The organism is Phenylobacterium sp. (assembly GCF_025351295.1).
Classification (GTDB): domain Bacteria; phylum Pseudomonadota; class Alphaproteobacteria; order Caulobacterales; family Caulobacteraceae; genus Phenylobacterium.
Genome location: NZ_JANXWD010000018.1, coordinates 1 through 22857 on the forward strand (window position 1 = coordinate 1; position 22857 = coordinate 22857).

General features: G+C 70.0%; 22 protein-coding genes and 1 other RNA gene. 21 read left to right on the forward strand and 2 right to left on the reverse strand.

Features of this window, described 5'->3' with window-relative positions:
• The first annotated feature begins 193 nt into the window (after nucleotides 1-193).
• From Q0R13_RS22580 to Q0R13_RS02760, 6 genes are all read left to right on the forward strand, one after another.
• Entirely contained in the window at nucleotides 194-433 is a 240-nt protein-coding gene (locus Q0R13_RS22580) for a DUF559 domain-containing protein (RefSeq protein WP_366852279.1), read from the forward strand.
• A 4-nt stretch (nucleotides 434-437) separates the two neighbouring features.
• Nucleotides 438-1580 carry an acyl-CoA dehydrogenase family protein gene (locus tag Q0R13_RS02740; RefSeq protein WP_293899089.1) on the forward strand — a complete coding sequence of 381 codons (1143 nt, stop codon included), beginning with the start codon at nucleotides 438-440 and terminating at the stop codon, nucleotides 1578-1580.
• A gap of 28 nt (nucleotides 1581-1608) precedes the next feature.
• Nucleotides 1609-2247, forward strand: coding sequence for a DUF3052 domain-containing protein (locus Q0R13_RS02745; protein WP_293899092.1), 639 nt, complete (start codon nucleotides 1609-1611; stop codon nucleotides 2245-2247).
• Between the two features lie 70 nt (nucleotides 2248-2317).
• A complete protein-coding gene (locus tag Q0R13_RS02750; protein ID WP_293899095.1) occupies nucleotides 2318-3208 on the forward strand; it encodes an alpha/beta hydrolase in 891 nt (296 codons plus the stop codon).
• Nucleotides 3209-3244: 36 nt separating this feature from the next.
• Nucleotides 3245-4138 (forward strand): DMT family transporter, encoded by an 894-nt coding sequence (locus Q0R13_RS02755; protein WP_293899098.1) that lies wholly within the window; start codon nucleotides 3245-3247, stop codon nucleotides 4136-4138.
• Nucleotides 4135-4854 carry an N-acetylmuramoyl-L-alanine amidase gene (locus Q0R13_RS02760; RefSeq protein WP_293899101.1) on the forward strand — a complete coding sequence of 240 codons (720 nt, stop codon included), beginning with the start codon at nucleotides 4135-4137 and terminating at the stop codon, nucleotides 4852-4854. The genes Q0R13_RS02755 and Q0R13_RS02760 overlap by 4 nt, the downstream gene beginning before the upstream one ends.
• A gap of 42 nt (nucleotides 4855-4896) precedes the next feature.
• Here the strand turns inward: Q0R13_RS02760 and Q0R13_RS02765 are convergent, their stop codons facing one another.
• Nucleotides 4897-5706 (reverse strand): PEPxxWA-CTERM sorting domain-containing protein, encoded by an 810-nt coding sequence (locus Q0R13_RS02765; protein ID WP_293899104.1) that lies wholly within the window; start codon nucleotides 5704-5706, stop codon nucleotides 4897-4899.
• 187 nt (nucleotides 5707-5893) lie between these two features.
• Between Q0R13_RS02765 and rnpB the strand changes: the two genes are divergently transcribed.
• The 15 genes from rnpB (at nucleotide 5894) to Q0R13_RS02840 (ending at nucleotide 22270) form a co-directional block, all read left to right on the forward strand.
• An RNA gene (rnpB, locus tag Q0R13_RS02770) (RNase P RNA component class A) lies at nucleotides 5894-6282 on the forward strand.
• A 270-nt stretch (nucleotides 6283-6552) separates the two neighbouring features.
• On the forward strand, nucleotides 6553-7020 hold the full coding sequence (locus Q0R13_RS02775; RefSeq protein ID WP_293899107.1) for a division/cell wall cluster transcriptional repressor MraZ: 468 nt from the start codon (nucleotides 6553-6555) through the stop codon (nucleotides 7018-7020).
• Complete coding sequence (rsmH, locus tag Q0R13_RS02780; RefSeq protein ID WP_293899110.1) at nucleotides 7017-7949, forward strand: 16S rRNA (cytosine(1402)-N(4))-methyltransferase RsmH; 933 nt, start codon at nucleotides 7017-7019, stop codon at nucleotides 7947-7949. The genes Q0R13_RS02775 and rsmH overlap by 4 nt, the downstream gene beginning before the upstream one ends.
• Nucleotides 7946-8398 carry a cell division protein gene (locus Q0R13_RS02785; protein ID WP_293899113.1) on the forward strand — a complete coding sequence of 151 codons (453 nt, stop codon included), beginning with the start codon at nucleotides 7946-7948 and terminating at the stop codon, nucleotides 8396-8398. Before rsmH ends, Q0R13_RS02785 begins: the two co-directional genes overlap by 4 nt.
• Nucleotides 8395-10149, forward strand: a complete 1755-nt coding sequence (locus Q0R13_RS02790) for a penicillin-binding protein 2 (protein WP_293899117.1) — start codon at nucleotides 8395-8397, stop codon at nucleotides 10147-10149. The genes Q0R13_RS02785 and Q0R13_RS02790 overlap by 4 nt, the downstream gene beginning before the upstream one ends.
• Nucleotides 10146-11600 (forward strand): UDP-N-acetylmuramoyl-L-alanyl-D-glutamate--2,6-diaminopimelate ligase, encoded by a 1455-nt coding sequence (locus Q0R13_RS02795; RefSeq protein ID WP_293899120.1) that lies wholly within the window; start codon nucleotides 10146-10148, stop codon nucleotides 11598-11600. Before Q0R13_RS02790 ends, Q0R13_RS02795 begins: the two co-directional genes overlap by 4 nt.
• Nucleotides 11593-12987 (forward strand): UDP-N-acetylmuramoyl-tripeptide--D-alanyl-D-alanine ligase, encoded by a 1395-nt coding sequence (gene murF, locus Q0R13_RS02800; RefSeq protein WP_293899123.1) that lies wholly within the window; start codon nucleotides 11593-11595, stop codon nucleotides 12985-12987. Before Q0R13_RS02795 ends, murF begins: the two co-directional genes overlap by 8 nt.
• A complete protein-coding gene (mraY, locus tag Q0R13_RS02805; RefSeq protein ID WP_293899125.1) occupies nucleotides 12987-14096 on the forward strand; it encodes a phospho-N-acetylmuramoyl-pentapeptide-transferase in 1110 nt (369 codons plus the stop codon). The genes murF and mraY overlap by 1 nt, the downstream gene beginning before the upstream one ends.
• A 19-nt stretch (nucleotides 14097-14115) precedes the next feature.
• A complete protein-coding gene (murD, locus tag Q0R13_RS02810) occupies nucleotides 14116-15549 on the forward strand; it encodes a UDP-N-acetylmuramoyl-L-alanine--D-glutamate ligase (RefSeq protein ID WP_293899128.1) in 1434 nt (477 codons plus the stop codon).
• A complete protein-coding gene (gene ftsW, locus Q0R13_RS02815; protein ID WP_293899131.1) occupies nucleotides 15546-16736 on the forward strand; it encodes a putative lipid II flippase FtsW in 1191 nt (396 codons plus the stop codon). The genes murD and ftsW overlap by 4 nt, the downstream gene beginning before the upstream one ends.
• Nucleotides 16737-16748: 12 nt before the next feature.
• Nucleotides 16749-17879 (forward strand): undecaprenyldiphospho-muramoylpentapeptide beta-N-acetylglucosaminyltransferase, encoded by a 1131-nt coding sequence (gene murG / locus Q0R13_RS02820; RefSeq protein ID WP_293899134.1) that lies wholly within the window; start codon nucleotides 16749-16751, stop codon nucleotides 17877-17879.
• A 200-nt stretch (nucleotides 17880-18079) separates the two neighbouring features.
• Complete coding sequence (locus tag Q0R13_RS02825) at nucleotides 18080-19321, forward strand: NF038122 family metalloprotease (protein ID WP_293899137.1); 1242 nt, start codon at nucleotides 18080-18082, stop codon at nucleotides 19319-19321.
• A 98-nt stretch (nucleotides 19322-19419) separates the two neighbouring features.
• Entirely contained in the window at nucleotides 19420-20838 is a 1419-nt protein-coding gene (gene murC / locus Q0R13_RS02830; protein WP_293899140.1) for a UDP-N-acetylmuramate--L-alanine ligase, read from the forward strand.
• Complete coding sequence (murB, locus tag Q0R13_RS02835) at nucleotides 20835-21725, forward strand: UDP-N-acetylmuramate dehydrogenase (protein ID WP_293899143.1); 891 nt, start codon at nucleotides 20835-20837, stop codon at nucleotides 21723-21725. The genes murC and murB overlap by 4 nt, the downstream gene beginning before the upstream one ends.
• A complete protein-coding gene (locus Q0R13_RS02840; protein WP_293899146.1) occupies nucleotides 21722-22270 on the forward strand; it encodes a histidine phosphatase family protein in 549 nt (182 codons plus the stop codon). Before murB ends, Q0R13_RS02840 begins: the two co-directional genes overlap by 4 nt.
• 45 nt (nucleotides 22271-22315) lie before the next feature.
• On the opposite strand, the gene Q0R13_RS02845 is transcribed toward Q0R13_RS02840, so the two are convergent.
• On the reverse strand, nucleotides 22316-22741 hold the full coding sequence (locus tag Q0R13_RS02845; RefSeq protein WP_293899149.1) for a PaaI family thioesterase: 426 nt from the start codon (nucleotides 22739-22741) through the stop codon (nucleotides 22316-22318).
• Nucleotides 22742-22857: the final 116 nt, after the last annotated feature.

The following is a 22857-nucleotide window of genomic DNA, read 5'->3' on the forward strand; positions in this document are numbered from 1 at the left end:
GGGCTTTGATGAAATAGCCCTCTCCCCCTTGCGGGGAGAGGGTTGGGAGTGGGGGTGTCGGCTCCGAGCCTGGAGGTCCGCACGCCCACCCCGACGCCTCCCCGTCAGAGGGAGGGTGCGGATGGGGGAGAGGTTGGAACGAACGCCGGGAGCCATCCACAAGTCCGACCGCGGGGACGCGGCGGCCCGTCAGATGCGGCGCGCGCCGACCCATGCGGAGCAACGCCTGATTCATGAGCTGCCGTCCGTGGCCACTCGCGACGCCGAACGCGAGGGGTGGCTGACAGCCCGCGGCTACCGGGTTATGCGGTTCAGGAACAATCAAGTCGACAACGACCCCGAAGACGTGGCGCGGATGATCCTTGCGAGAGTCAGCGCCGACACCCTCACCCCTAACCCCTCCCCGCAAGGGGGAGGGGGACACTCGGAGTAGTCCTGTGGATTTCAGCTTCACCGAAGAGCAGTCGATGCTGCGCGACACGGTCGCCGCCTATCTGGGCGACCACTATGACTTCGACAAGCGGCGCGCCGTGGCCGGCAAGGAGCCGGGCTGGCGGCCGGAGGTGTGGAAGGCCTTCGCCGAGGAGCTGGGCATCCTGGGCGCGCCGTTCTCGGAAGAGCTGGGCGGCCTGGGCGGCGGCGCCATCGACAACATGGTGGTCATGGAGGAGTTCGGGAAGGCGCTGGTCGTCGAGCCCTACCTCGGCACCGTGGTGATCGGCGGCGGCTTCCTCAAGCACTCGGGCCATGCGGGCGCGGCCGACCTGATCGGCGCGATCATCGAGGGCAAGGCGATCTTCGCCTTCGCCCAGGCCGAACCGCAGGGCCGCTACAACCTGGCGTCCGTGACCACGACAGCCAAGAAGGACGGCGCCGGCTGGGTCCTGAACGGCCAGAAGGCGGTGGTGATCGGCGCCCCGTTCGCCACCCACCTGATCGTCACCGCGCGCACCGCGGGCGGCGAGCGCGACGCCCAGGGCATCTCGGTGTTCCTGGTGGAGAAATCGGCCAAGGGCGTGACCACGCGGGACTATCCGACCGTCGACGGCAACCGCGCCTCGGAGGTGTATTTCGAGAACGTGTCGCTGGGCGCCGACGCGCTGATCGGCGCCGCCGATCACGGCCTGCCGCTGGTCGAGAAGGTGGTGGACGAGGCGATCGCTGCCACCTGCGCCGAGGCCTGCGGTGTGCTGCGTAAGCTGCAGGAAGGCACGGTGGAATACACCAAGCAGCGCAAGCAGTTCGGCCAGCCGATCAGCTCGTTCCAGGTGCTGCAGCACCGCATGGTCGACATGTTCATCAACGTCGAGCAGGCGGTGTCGATGACCTACATGGCCAACATCAAGGTCGGCGACGACGCCGAGCGGGCCAAGGCGGCCTCGGCGGCCAAGGTGCAGATCGGCAAGGCCTGCAAGTTCGTGGGCCAGAACGCCATCCAGCTGCACGGCGGCATGGGCATGACCGACGAGATGGCCATCGGCCACTACTTCAAGCGCGCCACCATGATCGAGAGCGCGTTCGGCTCGGTGGACCATCACCTGTCGCGCTATGAGTTCCTGAGCCTGGGCAAGGCGGCGTAACGCACAAGCGGGATCACCAACAGAGGGAGTGCTTCGGGTTGCCCGAAGCCTCTCCGCGCGGCACACCTTCGCCATGGGCAAGGACGCGCAGGTCAGAGCCACGTTCGCCGACGGCGCCGATGAGGGTCGGCTGCAGTATGAGGCGCCGAAGCTGCTGTTCCGCGGGGCGCGGCGGCGGTTGTTCGAGGGCGAGGCGCTGAAGGGCGTTCGCGCCGAGGGAGCGGACCTGGTGCTGGCGGACGGGTCGCGGTTCACGCTGGGCGAGAAACCTGCGGCGAGCTGGGCGGACGCGATCAGCAACCCGAAGGGCCGGCTGGACAAGATCGGCGTGAAGCCGGGGATGCGGGTGGCTATCCTGGGCGTCGCCGACGAGACCCTGACGGCCGAACTGGCGGGGCGCGATGCGGCGCCGGTGAACGACCTGATCGGCCTCGACCTGCTGTTCTATGCGGCCGACAGCGCCGAAGAGCTGGCGAGGATGGGCGCGCTGGTCCCGGCCCTGGCCGACAGGGGCGCGCTGTGGATCGTGTCGCGCAAGGGGAAGGCCGCGACGGTGAAGGACATCGAGGTCATGGCGGCGGCCAAGGCCGTGGGCCTGGTTGACAACAAGGTGGTGGGGTTTTCGGAGACGCTGACGGCGTTGCGGTTCGTACGGCGAAAGAGCTGAAGCTTTACCTGCCGCGTAATCGACCGGCCTCCGATGTTGCGGTGATCTCTCGCCAGCAAGGGAGCCCGCCATGAACCGCCGCGACATCCTCACCACCGCCCTGGCCGCCGGGACGGTCGCCGCCGTGGCGTCCGCCAGACCCGCTTCCGCCCGCCAGACCCTGATCCGCGCCAAGGACGGGGCGATGCTGTTCCACCGTGACTGGGGCGAGGGGCGGCCGCTGGTGTTCGTGGCGAGCTGGGCGCTGACCAGCGAGATGTGGGCCTATCAGGTGGCGCACCTGGCGGACGCCGGGTTCCGCTGCATCGCCTACGACCGGCGCGGCCACGGGCGCTCGGACGTCCCGGCGGCAGGCTACGACATGGACACCCTGGCAGACGACCTGGCCGCGGTGATCGACGGCCTGGGCCTGGCGCAGGTCGACCTGGTCACCCACTCCATGGGCGGATCGGAGGCGGCCCGCTACCTGGCGCGTCACGGGACGTCGAAGGTCCGGCGGGTGGCGATGCTGGCCCCGGCCGGCCCGTGCCTGACCCAGACGCCGGACAATCCCTACGGCGCGCCGCGGGCCTATTTCGAGGCGCGCATGGCCGAGTGGAAGGCCGACTTCCCGGCCTGGGCGCGCGCCAACCAGGCGCCGTTCTTCACGCCGCAGATCTCGCAGGCCATGCAGGCGTGGCTGATCGCGCAGATGCTGTCGACGCCCACGCCCGTGGCGATCGCCACCTTCCGGGCGCTGGTGGAGAGCGACGTGCGGCCCGGCCTGGCGAGGATCGACCGGCCCACCCTGATCCTGCACGGCGACCGCGATGCCTCGGCCCCGCTGGAGATCACCGGCCGGCGGTTCGCCGCGGGGATCCGGGGCGCCGAGTTGAAGGTCTATCCCGGCGCGCCGCACGGTCTGTTCGTCACCCATATGGACCGGGTGAACCGCGACCTGGAGGCTTTCCTGACGGCCTGAGGTTGCCGCCGCTGCCGATGCCCCCTAGTCGGAGGCATGGCCCCACGCGACTTCGCCCTGCTGATGGCCATGTGCCTGGTCTGGGCGGTCAACAACATCGTCTCCAAGTATGTGGTGAGTGGGCTCGATGCCCCGCCGCTGTTCTATGCGGGCGCCCGCTTCGCGATCGTGGCCGTGTGCCTGGTCCCGTTCCTGCGCCCGGCGCCCAAGCCCATCTGGCGGCTGGTGCTGACGGCTTTCCTGATGGGCGGCGGCAACTTCGGGCTGATGTTCGTGGGGCTGAAGTATTCGACGCCCTCGACGGCGGCGGTGGTGCTGCAGCTGGGGATGCCGGCGACGCTGATCCTGTCGATGCTGTTCCTGGGCGAGCGGATCTCGTGGCGCCGCGCGTTCGGCATCGGGCTGACCTTCGCGGGCGTGCTGATCGTGATGTGGAACCCGCGCGGGATCGCGGTCTCCACAGGCCTGATGCTGGTGGCGGCCGCGACGCTGATGTCGGCGGTGGGCGTCATCCTGACCAAGAAGATCGAGGGCCTGCGGCCGATCACCTTCCAGGCCTGGGTGGGGTGGGTATCGGTGTTCCCGATGCTGGCGCTGTCGGCGTGGCTGGAGCCCGGGCAGGTGAAGATCGCCATCGGCGCGGGCTGGCCGTTCGTGGCGGCGGTAGTGTTCTCGGCCGTCGTGGTCTCGCTGGGCGCGCACACGGTCTATGTCACCCTGCTGCAGAAGTATGAGGCGAACCTGGTCTCGGCGTTGATCCTGGTGACGCCGCTGGCCACAATCGTGCTCGGCGTGACGGTGCTGCACGACCCGTTCGGTCCGCGCCTGGTGATCGGCAGTGCGCTGGCCCTGGCCGGGGTGCTGATCATCGCGCTGCGGAGAAACCAGGTGATGTCGATGCTGCTGGCGATGCGGAACCGGGCCCGATGATCCCGATCGAGGCGCCCTCGCCGAATTTCGACGCGCGCACGGCGACGCCCAGCGTGCTGGTGCTGCACTATACCGGCATGCCGACGGGGGCCGAGGCGCTGGACCGGCTGCGCGACCCGGCGGCCAAGGTCTCGTCGCACTATCTGGTCGAGGAGGACGGGCGGGTGTTCCGCTTAGTGGCCGAGGAACGGCGGGCCTGGCACGCCGGCGTCTCCTACTGGCGCGGGCGGCGGAACCTGAACGGCGAGTCGATCGGCGTCGAGATCGTCAATCCGGGCCACGAGTTCGGCTACCGGCCGTTCCCGGACGCGCAGGTTGAGGCGGTGACGGCGCTGGTGGCGGACATCCGTACCCGCTGGAGCATCGAGGACCGCGACATCGTCGGCCACTCCGACGTCGCGCCGGCCCGCAAGGACGATCCGGGCGAGCTGTTCCCGTGGAAACGGCTGGCGCAAGCCGGCCACGGCCTGTGGGTCGAGCCGGCCGCCGCGCCGGGCCTGCCGGTGGGCGAGGGGGAGACGGGCGCGGCGGTCTTCGCGCTGCAGGCGGGATTCACGCGCCTGGGCTACGACCTGCCGCCATCGGGGCGGTTCGAGGCGGAGACCACCGCGGTGGTGCGCGCCTTCCAGCGGCACTGGCGGCCGCAGCAGGTGGACGGGATCGCCGACGGGGAGACCCGCGCGCGGCTGATCGCGTTGCTGCGGCTGGCGGCCTGAGCAGCGCCGGCCGGCCCGTGAGCCGGCCGGCGCCTCGCAGGGTCAGGCGATGCGGCGCCGGGTCCTGAGCGCCGCGCCGGCCAGACCGAAGCCGGCCAGCATCAGCGCCCACGACGCGGGTTCGGGCACGGTGGCGCCGACCAGGCTGAAGGCCATGTTGAACGGGCCCTGGTGGGTGATGTCGGTCCCGATCCTGAGCCAGTCCGGGGCCAGGTTCTCGTTGCGGATCCAGGCCTGCAGGTCCGGGGCGAAGGGCGTGCCGGGCGCGACGATGGGCTTCGGCGCCGACAGCCACAGGAAGTTCCCGTGGCCAAGTTCGACCTGCGGCACGAAGAAGTAGTGATCGGCCCCCAGGAAAAAGGGCTTGCTGAACAGGATATTGAACGTGACCTCCTCGCCGGCGACCGCGCCTTCGCCGCCGGTGAACTCTCCCGGCGAAGGATGGATACCGTTCACGACCGAGTTCGCGGCGGTGAAGCTCGGGTTGATGAGGCCGGGTGTGAAGGTGATGTCGCCGGACCCTGCGTCACGGCTGTCGAACGCCACATCCGACGGCGAGTTGACGCGGGTGGGGACACTACCGGACGGCGGGGAGGTCGAGTCCTTCGGGAAGACCCGGTAGATTTCGACCACCACGTTCTTGATGTCCGTCAGCGCCGCACCGCTCGGCAGGAGGCCGGTGAAGGTGGCCGAGGTCAGTTGCGTGGTGTGGTCGAGCACGAAGTCGTCGGCCGTCTCGGTCTCGATGGCGCCGGTGCTGCCGGGTCGGGAGAGCGCCGCCAGCCGGCCGTCCGGGCCGCCGGTGTTGAAGAAGAAGGTGGCTGCCGACGCCCCCGTGGCGGTGGCGCTCACGGCAATGCCAAGCGTCAAAGTCCATATCGCGGATCGCATAAGACCTCCTGATGAAGCTGTGGGGTCGCCCCTCCAGCGCCCAACTCTCTCTATAGGTGTTTCGTAACACCTATATGTTGTATTATCGAGACCGCAGGGTTGCGCTCGCTTGACCCGGTCCCGACAGGCGATCACTGATCCCCGCGGATCAGACGGCCGGGCGGTCGCGGGCGAAAGCTCGAGGAAAGTCCGGGCTCCACGACGACATGGCGGTGGGTAACGCCCACCGGGGGTAACCCTAGGGATAGCGCCACAGAGAGCAGACCGCCCTCCTTCGCCCTCGGGCTTCGGAGGGTAAGGGTGAAAGGGTGCGGTAAGAGCGCACCGGGTCGCTGGTAACAGGGACCGCATGGCAAGCCCCGCCAGGAGCAAGACCGAATAGGGATCCCGCGCCGAAGCAATTCGGTAGGGCCGTCGCCGGCCTGAGGGCTCCGGGTAGGTCGCGAGAACCGGTCCGCGAGGATCGGTCCAGAGGAATGGCCGCCGCGTCCCCGCAAGGGGGCGGCACAGAACCCGGCTTACAGGCCGTCTGATCCATCTCAAGGCCCTCAGCGCTTGGCCCGCCTCCATCGATGAGGAAGGGCGCAAACGGCCCTGTTAACTATTCGTTCCAAGTATGTTCTGTGGATAAGCGGGTGGGGCCTTAACAACCGCGGCCCAGAAACCAGCTGTAAAATCGCCCTCTGTGGCATTCAGTGTCATTGAAACCCGCTAAATCCCATGTTAACCCATTTGTCATTGTCAGCCAAAGCGGCGGGTTCGGGGCGCCGGCTAAGGGGTTGACGATGCTGGGGGCTACCGGAGGAAATGTTCCTCTCGACCTTTGAGAAGCAGTTGGACGGGAAGCGGCGGATCGTTCTGCCGCAGGATTACCGCGCCACGCTCTCGGGCCCGGGGGACGGCCTGTTCGTGTTTCCGTCGATCCGCTCGAAATGCATCGAAGGCGGCGGCCAGGCGCTGTTCGACCGCTATGCCAAGATGGCCGACGACCTGGAGTTCGGCGACGACCTGCGCGACTCCATCGAGCGTAATGTGTTCGGCAAGATGCAGCAGCTGCAATTCGACCCGGCCGGGCGGATCACCCTGCCCGAGGCGTTCTGCAACCGCTTCGGGATGAAGGACTGGGTCGCCGTGGTGGGTCTGCGGGACCGCTTCGAGATCTGGGAGCGAGACGACTACCTTGCCCTCGAACAGCCCGACCTCGAATTCGCCAAGACCGGCCTGGCCAACATGCGCAACGCGCAGCGGCTCGCCAAGCTTGGAGGCGCCGGATGAGCGCCAGCCACGTCTCCGTCCTGCTGGGCGACGTGATCGAGAACCTTGCCGTAGGCCCGGGTGACACCGTGGTCGACGGGACTTTCGGCGCGGGGGGCTACACCCGCGCCATTCTGGCGACGGGCGCGAAGGTGGTGGCGTTTGACCGCGACCCTACGGTGCGTCGCTTCGCTGCGGGATTTCCGGAAGATCGTTTCAGCCTGGTCGAGGCGAGATTCTCGGAAATGGACGCGGTGCTGGGCGAGGGTCACGCCGATGGCGTGGCCCTCGACCTCGGCGTCAGCTCGATGCAGATCGACGAGGCCGAGCGTGGCTTCTCGTTCATGCACGACGGGCCGCTGGACATGCGCATGGGCGCCGACGGGCCCACGGCCGCCGACCTGGTCAACACCCTGGAGCCGATGGAGTTGGCGCGGATCATCTTCGTCTATGGCGAGGAGCGGCAGAGCCGGCACATCGCGAAAGCGATCGCCAAGCGGCGCGCTGAGCAGCCGTTCACGCGCACCCTGGAACTGGCCGACTATGTCGAGCGCGCGCTGGGCGGCCGGCGCGGCGCCAAGATCCATCCGGCGACCCGCACCTTCCAGGGCCTGCGGATCGCCGTGAACGAGGAGCTCTCCGAGCTGGAGGCCGGGCTGGTCGCCGCCGAGCGGACGCTGAAGGCCGGCGGGCGGCTGTGCGTGGTCACCTTCCACTCGCTGGAGGACCGGATCGTGAAGGGCTTCCTCAGCGTCCGCGCCGGCCGCACCCCGGCCGGGTCGCGCCACGCGCCGCCGCTGGCCAAGGGCGCGGAGCCCAGCTTCCGGCTGCTGTTCAACGGCGCCCAGTCGCCGTCCGAGGCGGAGATCAAGGCCAACCCGCGGGCCCGCTCGGCCAAGCTGCGGGCCGCCGTGCGCACCGAGGCGCCCGTGTGGATGGCGGCGGCATGAACCCGTTCACCCACCGGATCCGTGGTTTCCGGCTGCTCGACCTGGTGGGCGTGGGCGTGCTGGTGACCATCATCCTGGGCGTCTACCTGGCCAAGACCTTCGCCGGGCGCGAGCGGGCCGATATCGCCGCGGCGGAACGCCAGATCGACGGCGAAAAGGCCCGCATCCGCCTGCTCGAGGCGGAGGTGGCGCACCTGGAACAGCCGGGCCGCATCGAGCGGCTGTCGGTGGCCTACCTGGGCCTGAAGCCGGTCTCGGCGAAGAACGAGGCCAGCTTGGACCAGTTGGCTGTGATCGCCCGCAACGGCCCCCCGCAGAAGGCCGTCGCGCCGTCCGCCGTCGCCGCCCTGGTGGACGGGGCCGGCTCGGTACCGGGCGTGCCCCCGCCCCCGCCGGCCGCCAGCGCCCCCGTGCGACTGGCCGAGGCCAGGCCCGAGATCAAGCCATGAGCCTGGGCCAGCACAGCTTCGACCGTTTCGGCCTGCCGCGCTGGCTACGCGACCGGATGTGGGACCTGGAGCGGGCGTTCGAGCGGGCCCGCGCCTCCGGCCGCGCGGAGGACGATACCCGCCTGCGCATCTTCTTCGTCCTGGTGCTGTTCTCGCTGGGCTTCCTGGGCCTGGCGGTGGGTGCGACGCGGGCGACCCTGTTCTCCGACGCCCTGAACTCGGGTGAGGCGGCGGTGGCGATCGGCGGCGCGCGGGCCGACCTGGTGGACCGCAACGGCAAGATGCTGGCCGCCGACCTGCTGCACTACGGCCTCTACATCGATCCGCGCGAGATCTGGGACCAGGCCGAGACGCGCCGTGACCTGCAGGCGACGATGCCTGACCTGGACCCGCAGCGGCTGGAGCGGGCGCTGCGCGGCAGCCGCCGCGTGTTCCTGATCGGCGCCCTGACGCCGGAGGAACGCGCCAAGGTCAACGACCTGGGCCTGCCCGGCGTGACCTTCGAGCCCGAGCAGCACCGCACCTATCCGCTGGGCCCGACCGCGGCGCACATCATCGGCTTCTCCGACGCCGGCGGCGAGGGCATCTCGGGCGCCGAGGCGGCGTTCAACGAGGACATCCGCGCCGCCGCCGGCGGCCAGCAGCCGATCCCGCTCTCCATCGACCTGCGGGTGCAGGGCGCGCTGGAGAACGAGCTGTGGAAGGCCGTGGCCGAGTTCAGGCCCAAGGGCGCGGTGGGCGTGGTGGCCGACGTGCACACCGGCGAGATCCTGGGCCTGGCCAGCTGGCCGGTGTTCGATCCGAACCGCCCCGGCAAGTCCAGCATCGACGCCCAGACCGACCGCGCGGCCAACTCGATCTACGAGATGGGCTCGACCTTCAAGGCGTTCACGGTGGCCATCGGCCTGGACACCGGGGTGGCGACGCCGGAGAGCACCTTCGACGCCACCCATCCGTTCCAGATGGGCTACCGCACCATCCACGACTATCACGCCACCCACGCCATCCTGACCCTGGTCGAGGTGTTCCAGCACTCGTCGAATATCGGCACCGCGCGGCTGGCGGAGAGTATCGGGCCGGCGCGGCTCAGCGACTATTTCAACCGCCTGGGCCTGACCACGCCGGCCAAGATCGAGCTGATCGAGACCCGCCGGCCGCTGACGCCCAAGGTGTGGAACGAGGACGCGGTGGCCTCCACCTCGTTCGGCCACGGGATCAATGTGACGCCGCTGGCGGTGACCCGGGCGATGATCGCGCTGCTGAACGGCGGCCAGTCGATCCCGCTGACCATCCACAAGCTGGCCCCGGACGCCAAGGTCGCGGGGACCCAGGTGGTGTCGCAGAAGACCTCGATGCAGATGCTGTCGATCATGCGCGCCAACGTCACCGGCGGCAGCGGCAAGTCGGCCAACATCGAAGGACTGTTCGTGGGCGGCAAGACCGGCACCGGCGACAAGTGGGATCCGGCCGCGCGCGCCTACAGCCACACCAAGCAAGTCTCGTCGTTCGCCGCGGTGTTCCCGACGACGGGCGGCCCGCAGACCAAGCGCTACTTCGTGCTGATCCTGCTGGACGAGCCGCAGCGGGGCCACCTGGGCGTCGATCCCACCGGCGGCATCGCCGCCGCGCCCGCCGCCGGGCGGGTGATCGAGCGTATCGCGCCGTTCCTGGGCCTGCGCCGCCACGCGACCGGGACCCAGATGATCCCCGTCGAGCAGCCGGCCGAAGCCGACGTCAGCGAGGAGCGATGAGCCTTCGCCTGACCAAGCTGGTGCGGCGCGATCTGCCGGTCGATCCGGAGATCACCGGGGTCACCGCCGACAGCCGCAAGGTGAAGCCGGGCTTCCTGTTCGCCGCCCTGCCGGGCTCGCGGGCCGACGGCGCGGCGTTCGCGGCCAAGGCGGTCGAGGCCGGCGCGGCGGCGGTGATCGCCGACCAGGACCTGAACCTCGCCGTGCCGACCGTGATCTGCCGCGATCCGCGCCGCGGCTACGCCCTGGCCGCCGCCAACTTCTGGGGCCGCCAGCCGCAGGTCTGCGTGGCGGTGACCGGCACCAACGGCAAGACCTCGGTGGCCAACTTCTGCCGCCAGATCTTCGCCGGCGCCGGCCACGTATCGGCCAGCATGGGCACCCTGGGCGTGACGGTCTCGCGGCCGGACCGGACGCACCAGCAGCTGACCCCGCCAGGCCTGACCACGCCGGACGCGGGCGATGTGGCCGAGCTCTTGATGCGGATGACCCAGCTGGGCGTCACCCATTTCGCCATGGAGGCCTCGTCGCACGGCATCGACCAGCGCCGGCTGGATGGCGTGCGGCTGACGGCGGCCGGCTATCTGAACCTGACCCAGGATCACCTCGACTATCACGGGACCATGGAGAGCTACCGTGGCGCGAAGCTCCGGCTGTTCGAACAGCTGATGCCGCGCGGCGCGACGGCGGTCCTGAACGCCGATTCCGAGGCGTTCCCGTTTTTCGCGGCGGCGTCGGTCGTCTCGGGGCAGCGGGTGATGAGCGTGGGTGAGACCGGCCAGGCCCTCCGGCTGCTGGAACGTGTCCTGCTGCCGGAGGGCCAGCGCCTGACGATCCGGGCGGAGGGAGCGATCCACGAGGTGCGCCTGCCGCTGGCCGGCGGCTTCCAGGCCTCCAACGCCCTGATCGCGGCGGGGCTGTGCCGCGCGGCGGGGATGGGGCTGGAGGCGGTGTTCGCCGGCCTCGAGACGCTGCAGGGCGCGCCGGGGCGGATGCAGCGGGTGGGCGCCGGGCCGCGCGGCGGCGAGGCCTATGTGGACTACGCCCATACCCCGGACGGGCTGGCGACCGTGCTGGAGGCCCTGCGGCCGCACACGCGGGGCCGGCTGGTGGTGGTGTTCGGGGCCGGCGGCGACCGCGACCGCGGCAAGCGGCCGCTGATGGGCCAGGTCGCCTCGGCGCTGGCGGACGTTGCCATCGTCACCGACGACAATCCGCGCTCGGAGGTTCCCGCCGCGATCCGCGCCGAGGTGCTGGTCGGCGCCAAGGCAGCCCGGGAGATCGGTGATCGGCGCGAGGCGATCCGCACGGCGGTGGCCATGCTCAACGACGGCGACATCCTGGTGGTGGCCGGCAAGGGCCATGAGCAGGGTCAGATCGTCGGCGACACCGTCCACCCCTTCGACGACGTGGAGGAGACCGCCAAGGCCCTGGAGCTTGTCCATGGCTGACCCGCTCTGGACCTCGGAAGAAATCGCGAGGGCGACGGGCGGGGTTGAAGGTGGACGGTTCTCCGCCACCGGCGTCTCCATCGACACCCGCACCCTCGAACCGGGCGACCTGTTCGTGGCGCTGGCCGGCGTGCGCGACGGCCATGAGTTCGTGCAGACGGCGATGGGCAAGGGCGCGGCCGGAGCGCTGGTGTCGCAGGATGTGGCGGGCCCCGGCGTGAAGGTGGCCGACACGCTGGCGGCGCTGGAGCAACTGGGCGTGGCCGCACGGACTCGTGCAGCGCAAGCGCGGCGCGGCGCCGTCACCGGCTCGGTCGGAAAGACCAGCGTCACCCAGGCGATCATGGCGGGGCTGACCCTGGCGGGGCCGGCGCATTCGTCGGTGAAGTCCTACAACAATCACATCGGCGTCCCGCTGACCCTGGCGCGGATGCCGGCTGGGACCGAGCGCGCGGTGTTCGAGATCGGTATGAACCATGCCGACGAGATCCGGCCGCTGACCAAGATGGTCCGGCCGCACGCCGTGGTGGTGACCACCGTGGGCCCCGTACACACCGAGGGCTTCGCCGATGGCGAGATCGGCGTGGCCCGCGCCAAGGCGGAGATCTTCGAGGGGCTCGAGGCGGGCGGCGTCGCCGTGCTCAATGCCGACAACAGATGGTTCGACCTGCTGCAAGCCGAGGCCCTGAAGGCCGGCGCGACCCTCCGCACCTTCGGCCGCGCGGAGGATTGTGACGCCCGCCTCATCGATTTCCAGGCGGATCATGGCCATGCCGTGGTGCAGGCGCGCCTGCATGGCCAGGCGCTCGACTTCCCGCTCCTCCAGACCGGCCTGCATTGGGGGCTGAACAGCCTGGCCGTGCTGCTGATGCTGGAGGCGCTGGACGTCGGCCTGTCCGACGGGCTGGCCGCGCTCGGATCGTTCGAGCCGCTCGCAGGCCGCGGGGCCGAGACGGCGGTCGCGCTCAAGGCCGGCGCGTTCACGCTGATCGACGAGAGCTACAACGCCAATCCGGTGTCGATGGCGTCGGCCATCGCCACGCTGGGCGCGCGGAAGGTGGCTGGCCGGCGGATCGTAGCGCTCACGGACATGCTCGAACTCGGCCCCGACGAGGCCGCCTTCCACGCCGGTCTCGCTGCCCCGCTGGAGGCTGCGTCGATTGACCTCGTCTTCTGCGCCGGTCCAGCGATGAAATCGCTCTGGGACGCCCTTCCGCCGACTCGGCGCGGCGGCTACGCCCAGACCGCCGAGGCTCTCGCGCCAAAGCTCGCCCAGGCCATCGAGGCCGGCGACGTGGTGATGGTGAAGGGGTCGAACGGGTCGAAGGCCGGGCTTGTCGCCCGCGCGCTTTCGACCCTGGGCGACCCGACCGGGGAGGCCGGCTGATGTTCTATTGGCTCTACCTGCAGTTCGCCTCGACCCACTATGTGCCGATCCTGAACCTGCTGAAGTACCAGACCTTCCGCACCGGCCTGGCGATCTTCACCGCCCAGGTGGTGGTGGTGGCGCTGGGCTCGCGGTTCATCCGTTGGATGAAGGTCAGGCAGGGCAAGGGCCAGCCGATCCGCGCCGAGGGCATCGAGCGCCACATCATCGAGAAGGCCGGCACGCCGACCATGGGCGGGGTGATGATCCTGGCGGGGCTGTTCTGCGGCACCCTGCTGTGGGCGGACCTGACCAACGTCTATGTCTGGGCGGTGATGCTGGTGACCGCCGGCTATGGCCTGCTGGGCTTCCTCGACGACTATTCGAAGGTCACCAAGCAGACGACGGCGGGGATATCGGGCCGGGTCCGGCTGGGCCTGGAGGCCGCCATCGCCATGGCCGCGGTGACGCTGATCGTGGTGTTCGCCGCCAAGCCGCCGGAGAGCCCGGAACTGCTCACCGCGGTGACCTTCCCGATCTTCAAGCAGTGGCTGATCAACCTGCACTGGTTCTACCTGCTGTTCGGGGCCTTCATCATCGTCGGCGCGGCCAATGCGGTGAATTTCACCGACGGCCTGGACGGGCTGGCGACAGTGCCGGTGATGATCGCCACCGCGGCCTATGGACTGATCGCCTACCTGGTCGGCAACTATGTGTTCGCCAACTATCTGCAGCTGCACTTCGTGCCCGGGGTTGGCGAGCTGGCGGTGTTCTGCGGGGCGCTGATCGGTTCGGGGCTGGGGTTCCTCTGGTACAACGCCCCGCCGGCCAAGATCTTCATGGGTGATACCGGCTCCCTCGCCCTGGGTGGGGCCGTGGGGACCATCGCGGTGGCCACGCGCCACGAGATCGTGCTGGCGATGATCGGCGGCCTGTTCGTGGCCGAGCTGCTGTCGGTGGTCATCCAGGTGGCCTGGTTCAAGCGCACCGGGCGGCGGATCTTCCTGATGGCGCCGATCCACCACCACTTCGAGAAGCTGGGCTGGTCGGAGTCGACCGTGGTGATCCGGTTCTGGATCGTCTCGATCATGCTGGCCCTGGTCGGCCTCGCCACCCTGAAGCTGCGGTAGGGAGGATGGCGTCCGCCTCATGATCCCGGTCCGCGGCTTCGAGGGCAAGACGGTCGCCGTGTTCGGCCTGGCCCGCACCGGGCTGGCCGCAGCGCGCGCCCTGGCGGCCGGCGGGGCGAGGGTGGCGCTGTGGGACGACAAGGCCGCGACCCGCGACGCCGCCGTGGCCGAGGGCTTCGCGGTCACCGACCTGACCTCTGCCGACTGGTCGGAGTTCGCCGCCCTGATGCTCTCGCCGGGCGTGCCGCTGACCCACCCGACGCCGCACTGGACGGTGGCCAAGGCCAAGGCGGCGGGCGTCGAGATCCTCGGCGACATCGAGCTGTTCGCGCGCACCGTGAATGCGGCGACCGAGCACCGGCGGCCGCGCATCGTCGCCATCACCGGCACCAACGGCAAGTCCACCACCACGGCGCTGATCGGCCACATCTGCGCCGAGGCCGGTCGCGACGTCCGCATCGGCGGCAACATCGGCTATGGCGTGCTGGGGCTGGAGGACATGCACGGCGGGGCGGTCTACGTCCTGGAGCTGTCATCCTACCAGCTGGACCTGACCTCGAGCCTGAAGCCCGACGTCAGCGTGATCCTCAACATCTCGCCCGACCACCTGGAGCGGCATGGCGACATGGCCGGCTATGTGGCGGCCAAGCGGCGCATCCTGATGAATCAGGGCAAGGGCGACACTGCGGTGATCGGCATCGACGACGCCTGGGGCGGCCGCATCTGCACCGAGATCACCGCGGCCAACAAGCGCACCATCGTGCCGATCTCGGCCAACAAGGCGATCGGGCGCGGCGTCTACGCCCTGGACGGCCTGCTCTACGACGCCACGGGCGAACGCACCTTCGAGGTGGCCGACCTGAAGCGGGCCCGCTCGCTGCCCGGCCGGCACAACTGGCAGAACGCGGCGGCGGCCTATGCGGCGTGCAAGGGCCTGGGCATTCCGAAGGACCAGATCGGCCGCGCCCTGCTGAGCTTCCCGGGCCTGGCGCACCGGATGGAGACCGTGGGCGTCATCGGCAAGGTCAGGTTCATCAACGACAGCAAGGCCACCAACGCCGACGCCGCGCGCCAGGCGCTGCAGAGCTATCCCAAGGTCTACTGGATCGCCGGCGGCCAGCCCAAGACCGGCGGCATCGACGACCTGGCCGACCTTTTCCCGCGGGTGATCAAGGCCTATCTGATCGGCGAGGCGTCGGCCGCGTTCGCCGAGACCCTGGCCGGCAAGGCCGTCACGGCCGAATGCGGGACCATTGAGGCCGCCGCCCGGGCCGCTTTCGCCGACGCCGCCGCGACGGGCCAGAACGCGATCGTTCTGCTGTCGCCGGCCTGCGCGTCGTTCGACCAGTTTCCGGATTTCGAGGTGCGGGGCGACGCCTTCCGCGCGGCCGTGCAAGCCATCGCCGCCGGCCGCGCAAGCGGTCCGGTCGCCAGCAAGAGAGGGGCCGCATGACCGCCGCCAATCATAGCCATGGCAGCAATGCTCACGCCTTCCCGCGCTCCGACCGCTCTTCGATCGGGGTGTGGTGGTGGACCGTCGACCGCTGGATGCTGGGGGTGGTCGGCCTGCTGATCGCCATCGGCGTGATCATGTCGTTCGCCTCCAGCCCGGCGGCGGCGGGGCGGATGAACATCGGCGACCCCTTTCACTTCGCGGTGCGCCAGTGCGTGTTCGCCGCGGGGGCGGTGGTGATCCTGATCTCGACGTCGATGCTGGACGTGAAGGGCACGCGGCGGGCGGCCTTCTTCATCTGGGCGGCGGCGATCGCGGTGATGATCGCCCTGCCGTTCCTGGGCCACAACGCCAAGGGGGCGACGCGGTGGCTGGAGTTCGGCGGCTTCACCTTCCAGCCGTCGGAGTTCATGAAGCCGGCCCTGGTGATCCTGGTCGCCTGGATGTTCGCCGAGGGGCAGAAGGGCCAGGGGGTGCCCGGGGTCTCCATCGCGTTCGCGCTCTATGCGCTGTCGGTGGGGCTGTTGCTGATCCAGCCAGACGTGGGGCAGACGGTGCTGATCACCGTGGCGTTCGGGGCGGCGTTCTGGATGGCCGGGGTGCCGATGTCGTGGGTGATGCTGCTGGGCGCCACGGCGCTGACCGGCCTGGGCTCGACCTATTTCCTGTTCCCGCACGTGCAGAGCCGGGTGGATCGGTTCTTCTCGCCCGACAAGGCCGACACCCACCAGGTGGATGCCGCCGCGGTGGCCCAGGCGGCCGGCGGGCTGTTCGGACGAGGCCCCGGCGAGGGGGTGATGAAGCGCCACGTGCCCGACCTGCACACCGACTTCATCGCCTCGGTGGGGGCGGAGGAATATGGCCTGGTGTTCCTGCTGCTGGTGATCTCGCTGTTCGCCTTCGTGGTGATCCGCGGCCTGCAGCGGGCGATGAAGCTGAGCGATCCCTTCGAGCAGGTGGCGGCCGCGGCGCTGTTCGTGCTGGTCGGCCAGCAGGCGATCATCAACCTGGCAGTCAACCTGGACCTGATCCCGACCAAGGGCATGACCCTGCCGTTCATCTCCTATGGCGGGTCGTCGATGCTGGCGATGGGGCTGACGCTGGGCCTGGCGCTGGCGCTGACCCGGCGGCGGCCGGGGGCCTACGCCGCCAACGAAGGCCTCGCCAAGGCCGGCGAGTTCGCCTAAGGCCGCCGGCTCATGCGCAAGATCGCCGTCGTCGCCGCCGGAGGGACCGGGGGCCACCTGTTCCCCGCCCAGGCGCTCTCCGAGGCGTTGATCGCGCGCGGGTGGGGGATCGTGCTGGCCTCCGACGAGCGGGTCGCGGGCCTGGCCCAGGATTTCCCGGCCGAGCGGCGCATCGGCCTGTCGGCGGCGACCTACCGGCCCGGCGATCCCATCGGCATGATGCGCGCCGGGTTCGCGGTGCTGCGCGGGGCCCTGCAGGCGCGCGCCCTGTTCCGCGAGATCGGGCCCAACGTGGTGGTGGGCTTCGGGGGCTATCCCTCGGCGCCGGCGCTGGTGGCGGCGGTGATGGACGGCCGACCGACCGTGATCCACGAGCAGAACGCGGTGATGGGCCGGGCCAACCGCATGCTGGCCTCCCACGTGAAGACCGTCGCCTGCGCGTTTCCGACCCTGAAGAAGGCCCCGCCGCAGGTGGTTGGCCGCGCCACGGTGGTCGGCAATCCAGTGCGGCCGCAGATCCGGGCGCTGGCCGACCTGCCCTATATTCCGCCGGAGCCCAATGGCCCGCTCAGGCTGCTGGTCACCGGCGGCAGCCAGGGCGCGCGCCTGCTGTCCGAGCTGGTGCCGGAGGCGATCAAGGCGCTGCCGGAGGACCTCCGGAAGCGGCTGATCGTCCAGCAGCAGACGCGCGCCGAATCCATGAGCACGGCGCGCCGGGTCTATCGCGACGCCCTGGTCGACGCCGAGATCGCGCCGTTCTTCCGCGATATCGCCAGCCGCCTGCGCGACGCTCACCTGGTGATCGGCCGGGCCGGGGCCGGCACGGTCTGCGAGTTCGCGGTGGCCGGGAAGCCGTCGATCCTGGTGCCGCTGGCGATCGCCATCGACGACGACCAGGGCCAGAACGCCAAGCTGCTGGCCGACGTCGGCGGGGCCGAGATCGCCCGCGAGGCGCAACTCACCGTGGAGTCGCTGGCCACGGCGCTGGCCACCCTGCTGAACAACCCCGCGCGCCTGGGGCGGATGGCGGCCGCGGCGCGCTCCGTGGCGATTCCCGACGCCGCCGAGCGGCTGGCCGATGTGGTCGAGGCGACGGCTCGCGGCGAGGGTCTTCCAGGAACCCGACCGGCGGCGATCCCCTGAGAGGTGAATAACTCAACTGACGCGGGTGCCGGTTCGCAATAGTCTACCCGAGGCACGGCAAATCAGGTGGAAAATTGGCGAAACATGGTTACCAGTTGACGAATCTTGCTTGCGCTTGGTGAACAGCCGGGTGAGTTTTCAACTAGAAGTGGAGAGCGCATCAGGGGTTTTGCGCTCGTGTTTTGTGGGAGGGCTTACGGATGGGGTTAAAACTTGGGTCTTTGCGGGCGCTCCTGCTCGCGTCGACGCTGGCCGGTCTGGCGACAGCGGCGGCGGCGTCGGCGGGCGCGGCGACGTTCGAACTGCACAACACCGGCGGCGTCGAGGTGGGTACGGCGGCCTATCGCGGCTTCACCGCGGCGGCCAATTTCTGGGCCAGCAAGATCACCAACAACATGACGCTGCAGCTCAACGTCGGCTTCGGGTCGCTGGGTCCGAATATCCTCGGCAGCACGGGCAGCACGCGTGAACTGATCCTGACGCAGGACCTGTACGCCGGCCTGGCGGCCAATGCCGCGTCGGCGCTGGACGCCAGCGCGGTCGCCAGCCTGGCGCCGCTGCACGCCAGCCAGTTCGCCGGCGTCGACGGCATCGCCATGGTCACCCCGGGCTACACGGGTGTCACCGCGGGCGGCGTCGGCTTCGGCATCGACAACTCGACCTTCGTCCACGACGACGACGGCAGCACCAACAACGTCCTGATGGCCGCCAACAGCGCCAACCTGAAGGCGCTGGGCCTCGAGACCGACCAGTCGGTGATCGACGGCGACATCACCTTCAGCTCGGACTTCAAGTTCGACTTCAACCCGACCGACGGCATCGACGCCGACGGCATCGACTTCATCGGCGTCGCCATCCACGAGATCGGCCATGCGCTGGGCTTCGTCAGCGGCGTCGACGACTATGACGTGCTGGGCCTGCCGCACGGCGAGTTCCGCAACTTCAACTGCGGTTCGGCGGCCAACCCGGTCGCCTGCAAGAACTATCCGGTCAACGACGACTACTGGGGCCTGACCGGCGACCTGTTCCGCTATGCCGACGTGGGCAGCGGCGCCGAGCTGGTCTGGAAGCCCGGCACGGAGTCCTGCTTCTCGGTGGACGGCGGGGCCAGTTGCATCGGCGCGCTCTCGACCGGCCAGGACAACGGCGACACCTGGCAGGCCTCGCACTGGAAGCGCAAGAAGCCCGGCATGGACCCGATCGGGATCATGGATCCGGCCGTCTCGTTCGGCCAGTTCGACAAGGTCACCGGCGCCGACTTCGCCTACTTCGACGCCATCGGCTACAACTTCAAATTCGCCGTCAACGGTCATGAGGGCGCGATCTTCGACACCGCCGACGCCTTCCGCGCCGTGCCGGAACCGGCGACGTGGGCCCTGCTGATCGGCGGGTTCGGCTTCACCGGCCTGGCGCTCCGCCGCCGCCGGAGCGTGATCGCCTGACGACCGGCCTCACCACCGATCTCCGCGACGCCGCCGGGCCACAAGCCCGGCGGCGTTCGCATATTCCGCGATCGGCGCGAATGGGCTAGCACCAGGGCATGACCCGACGCCCCGTGCCCTTCGAGATCGGCCCCGTGCACTTCATCGGCATCGGCGGCATCGGCATGAGCGGCATCGCCGAGATCATGATGCGCACCGGCTACGCCGTGCAGGGCTCCGACGCCAAGGCCGGCGCCAACACCGAGCGGCTGCAGAAGCTGGGCGCGAAGATCTTCATCGGCCACGATCCCAGTCACGTGGAGGGCGCCTATGCGGTGGTCTATTCCACGGCGGTGAACGCCGACAATCCGGAGATGGTGGCCGCGCGAGAGCGGCGCCTGCCGCTGGTGCGGCGCGCGGAGATGCTGGCCGAGATCATGCGGCTGCAGTTCTCGGTGGCGGTGGGCGGCACGCACGGCAAGACCACCACCACCTCGATCATCGCCTCGCTGCTGGACGCCGGGGGCCTGGACCCGACAGTGGTCAACGGCGGGATCATCAACGCCTATGGCACCAATGCGAAGGTGGGGACCGGCGACTGGATCGTGGTCGAGGCCGACGAGAGCGACGGCACCTTCCTGAAGCTGAAGTCCACCTGCGCGGTGGTCACCAACATCGATCCCGAGCACCTGGACCACTACGGGGACTTTGAGGCCGTGAAGCGCGCCTTCCGCGACTTCGTGGAGAACATCCCGTTCTACGGCTTCGCGGCGGTCTGCACCGACCATCCCGAGGTCCAGGCCATGGCGGCCCGCGTCGAGAACCGCCGGCTGGTCACCTATGGGGTCAATCCGCAGGCCGAGGTGCGGGCGGAGAACATCGCCATGGGTCCGGACGGTGCGCACTTCGACGTGGTGCTGCGGCCCCGCGACGGCGAGCCGTTCCGGTACGCGAACCTGCACCTGCCGATGGCGGGCCACCACAATGTGCTGAACTCGCTGGCGGCGGTGGCCGTGGCCCGCGAACTGGGCCTGGACGAGGCGGCGATCCGCAAGGGGCTGGCCGAGTTCGGCGGCGTGCGGCGGCGGTTCACCACCACCGGGGTGGCGAACGGCGTCCGCGTGATCGACGACTACGGCCATCATCCGGTGGAGATTTCCGCTGTGCTGAAGGCGGCCCGGGCGGTGACCGGCGGCAAGGTGATCGCCGTGGTGCAGCCGCACCGCTACACCCGGCTGCGGGACCTGTTCGATGAGTTCTGCCACTGCTTCAACGACGCCGACACGGTGATCGTCGCCGACGTCTATGCCGCGGGCGAAGCGCCGATCGAGGGGGCCAGCCGCGACGCCCTGGTGTCGGGCCTTCGCCGCTACGGCCACCGCCGGGTGCTGGCGCTGGACACGCCGGCGGACCTGGCGGGCCTCGTGCGGGACGAGGCGAGCCCCGGAGACCTGGTGGTGCTGCTGGGCGCCGGGGACATCACCGGCTGGTCCTATGCGCTGCCGGGCGAGCTGGACGCCCTGGGCCAGGCGGCGTGATCCACCTGCCGCCCGCGCGGGGCCGGCTGCTGCCCGACGAACCGCTGGGGCCGTTCACCTGGTTCCGGGTGGGCGGGGCGGCGGAGGTGCTGTTCCTCCCGGCGGATCACCAGGATCTCGCGGAGTTCCTGAAGGCCCTGCCGGCCAGCGTGCCGGTCACGGTACTGGGCGTCGGCTCCAACGTGATCGTGCGCGATGGCGGGGTGGACGGCGTGACGATCCGGCTGGCCGGGCGCGCCTTCGCCGGGGTCGAGACCGAGGGCCAGCGGGTCACCGCCGGGGCGGCGGCGCTGGATTCCGCGGTGGCCCGGGCGGCGGCGCAGGCCGGGATCGGCGGACTGGAGTTCTACGCCGGCATCCCGGGCACGATCGGCGGGGCGCTGACCATGAACGCCGGGTGCTACGGTGTGGAGACCCGCGACGTGCTGGTCTCCGCCTGGGGCTATGATCGCGCTGGCGCGCGACGTGAGCTGGCCCGGGCGGACTTCGGCTACAGCTACCGCCACAGCGAGGCGCCGGCTGACATCATCTGGGTGGAAGCCACGTTCGAGGGTCAGCCGGATGCGCCAGACGCGGTTCAGGCCCGAATGGCCGAGATCGGCGCGCGCCGCGAGCAGACCCAGCCGATCCGGGAGAAGACCGGCGGCTCGACCTTCAAGAACACGCCCGGCCACGCGTCCTGGAAACTGGTCGATGCGGCGGGCTGGCGCGGAAAGCTGTATGGCGGAGCGATGTTCTCGCCGCTGCATTCTAACTTCATGATAAATACCGGGACCGCGACTGCCGCCGACCTGGAAGGCCTGGGCGAGGCCGTCCGCGCCGACGTGCTGGCCAAGGCCGGGATCGACCTGCAGTGGGAGATCCGGCGGATCGGGACGCCAGGATGAGCACTCCGGCCCTGATCCTGGTCCGTCACGGCCGGCCGCTGATCGACCGGGACAAGCCGGCGACCACCTGGCCGCTCTGTCCCGACGGGGTGGCGGCCGTGGCGGCGCTGGCCGGGCGGCTGGCGGCCTACGCGCCCACCGCCATCGTCGCCAGTCCCGAGCCCAAGGCGCTGGAGACCGCCGAGCTCATCGCCAAGGCGTTGGGCCTGACGGTCGAGGTCGACGCGGGCCTGCACGAACACAAGCGCCCGGCCCTGTCGTTCGGGACCGAGGAGGCGTTCCGCAAGACGATCGCCCAGGTGTTCGCCAATCCCGCCACGCCGGTGGCCGGCGGCGAGAGCGCGCACGAGGCCTGTGTCCGGCTGGCCGCCGCGCTGGCGCAGCATCCGGGCCGCCCGCTGATCGCGGTGACCCACGGCACGGTGCTCAGCCTCTATGTGGCCGAACGGCTGGGCCTGGACGCCCACGACCTCTGGCGCAGCCTGCACACGCCCGACGCCTTCGTGCTGGACGGCGAGGGCGCGTTGGTGACGCGGATTTCGTGAGCGTCGCAATACCTCCCCCTCCCGCCGCTTCGCGAGGGAGGCGGCTCAGGCTGCCAGCGCCTTCGCCGCTGGGACCAGCCGCGCGCAGGCGCTGGCGCGGGCCAGGACCGTGCCGGAGAGGTCCATCAGCTTGCCTTCCAGGAAGGCCACGGTCTTGCCGGCCTGCACCACGCGGCCTTCGCCATAGAGCGGGCCCGGGCGGGCCGGGGCCAGGAAGCTTACGTGCAGGTCGATGGTGGGGGTGAACAGCCGGCCCTCGGAATAGATGAACATCGCCGGGCCCATGGTGTCGTCCAGCATGGCCGCCAGGAAGCCGCCCTGGATATGGCCGGCGGGGTTGCAGAACTCGGGCCGGGCCACGAAGCGGATGCGGACCCAGCCCTCGGTCGGCCGCGCGTCGACCAGTTCCCAGCCCAGCAGCTCGGCGCAGGGCGGGCGGGGCAGGCCATCGAGGGCGGTGGCGACGGGCATCGGGAACTCCTTCATGCCCACTTTGCTTACCGACCGGCTGCTGACAGCATGGTGGCGGGAGCGGGACTTGACGGGACTCTTCCGTGGGCGCACCGGCGAAGCATGCGCATGCTTCG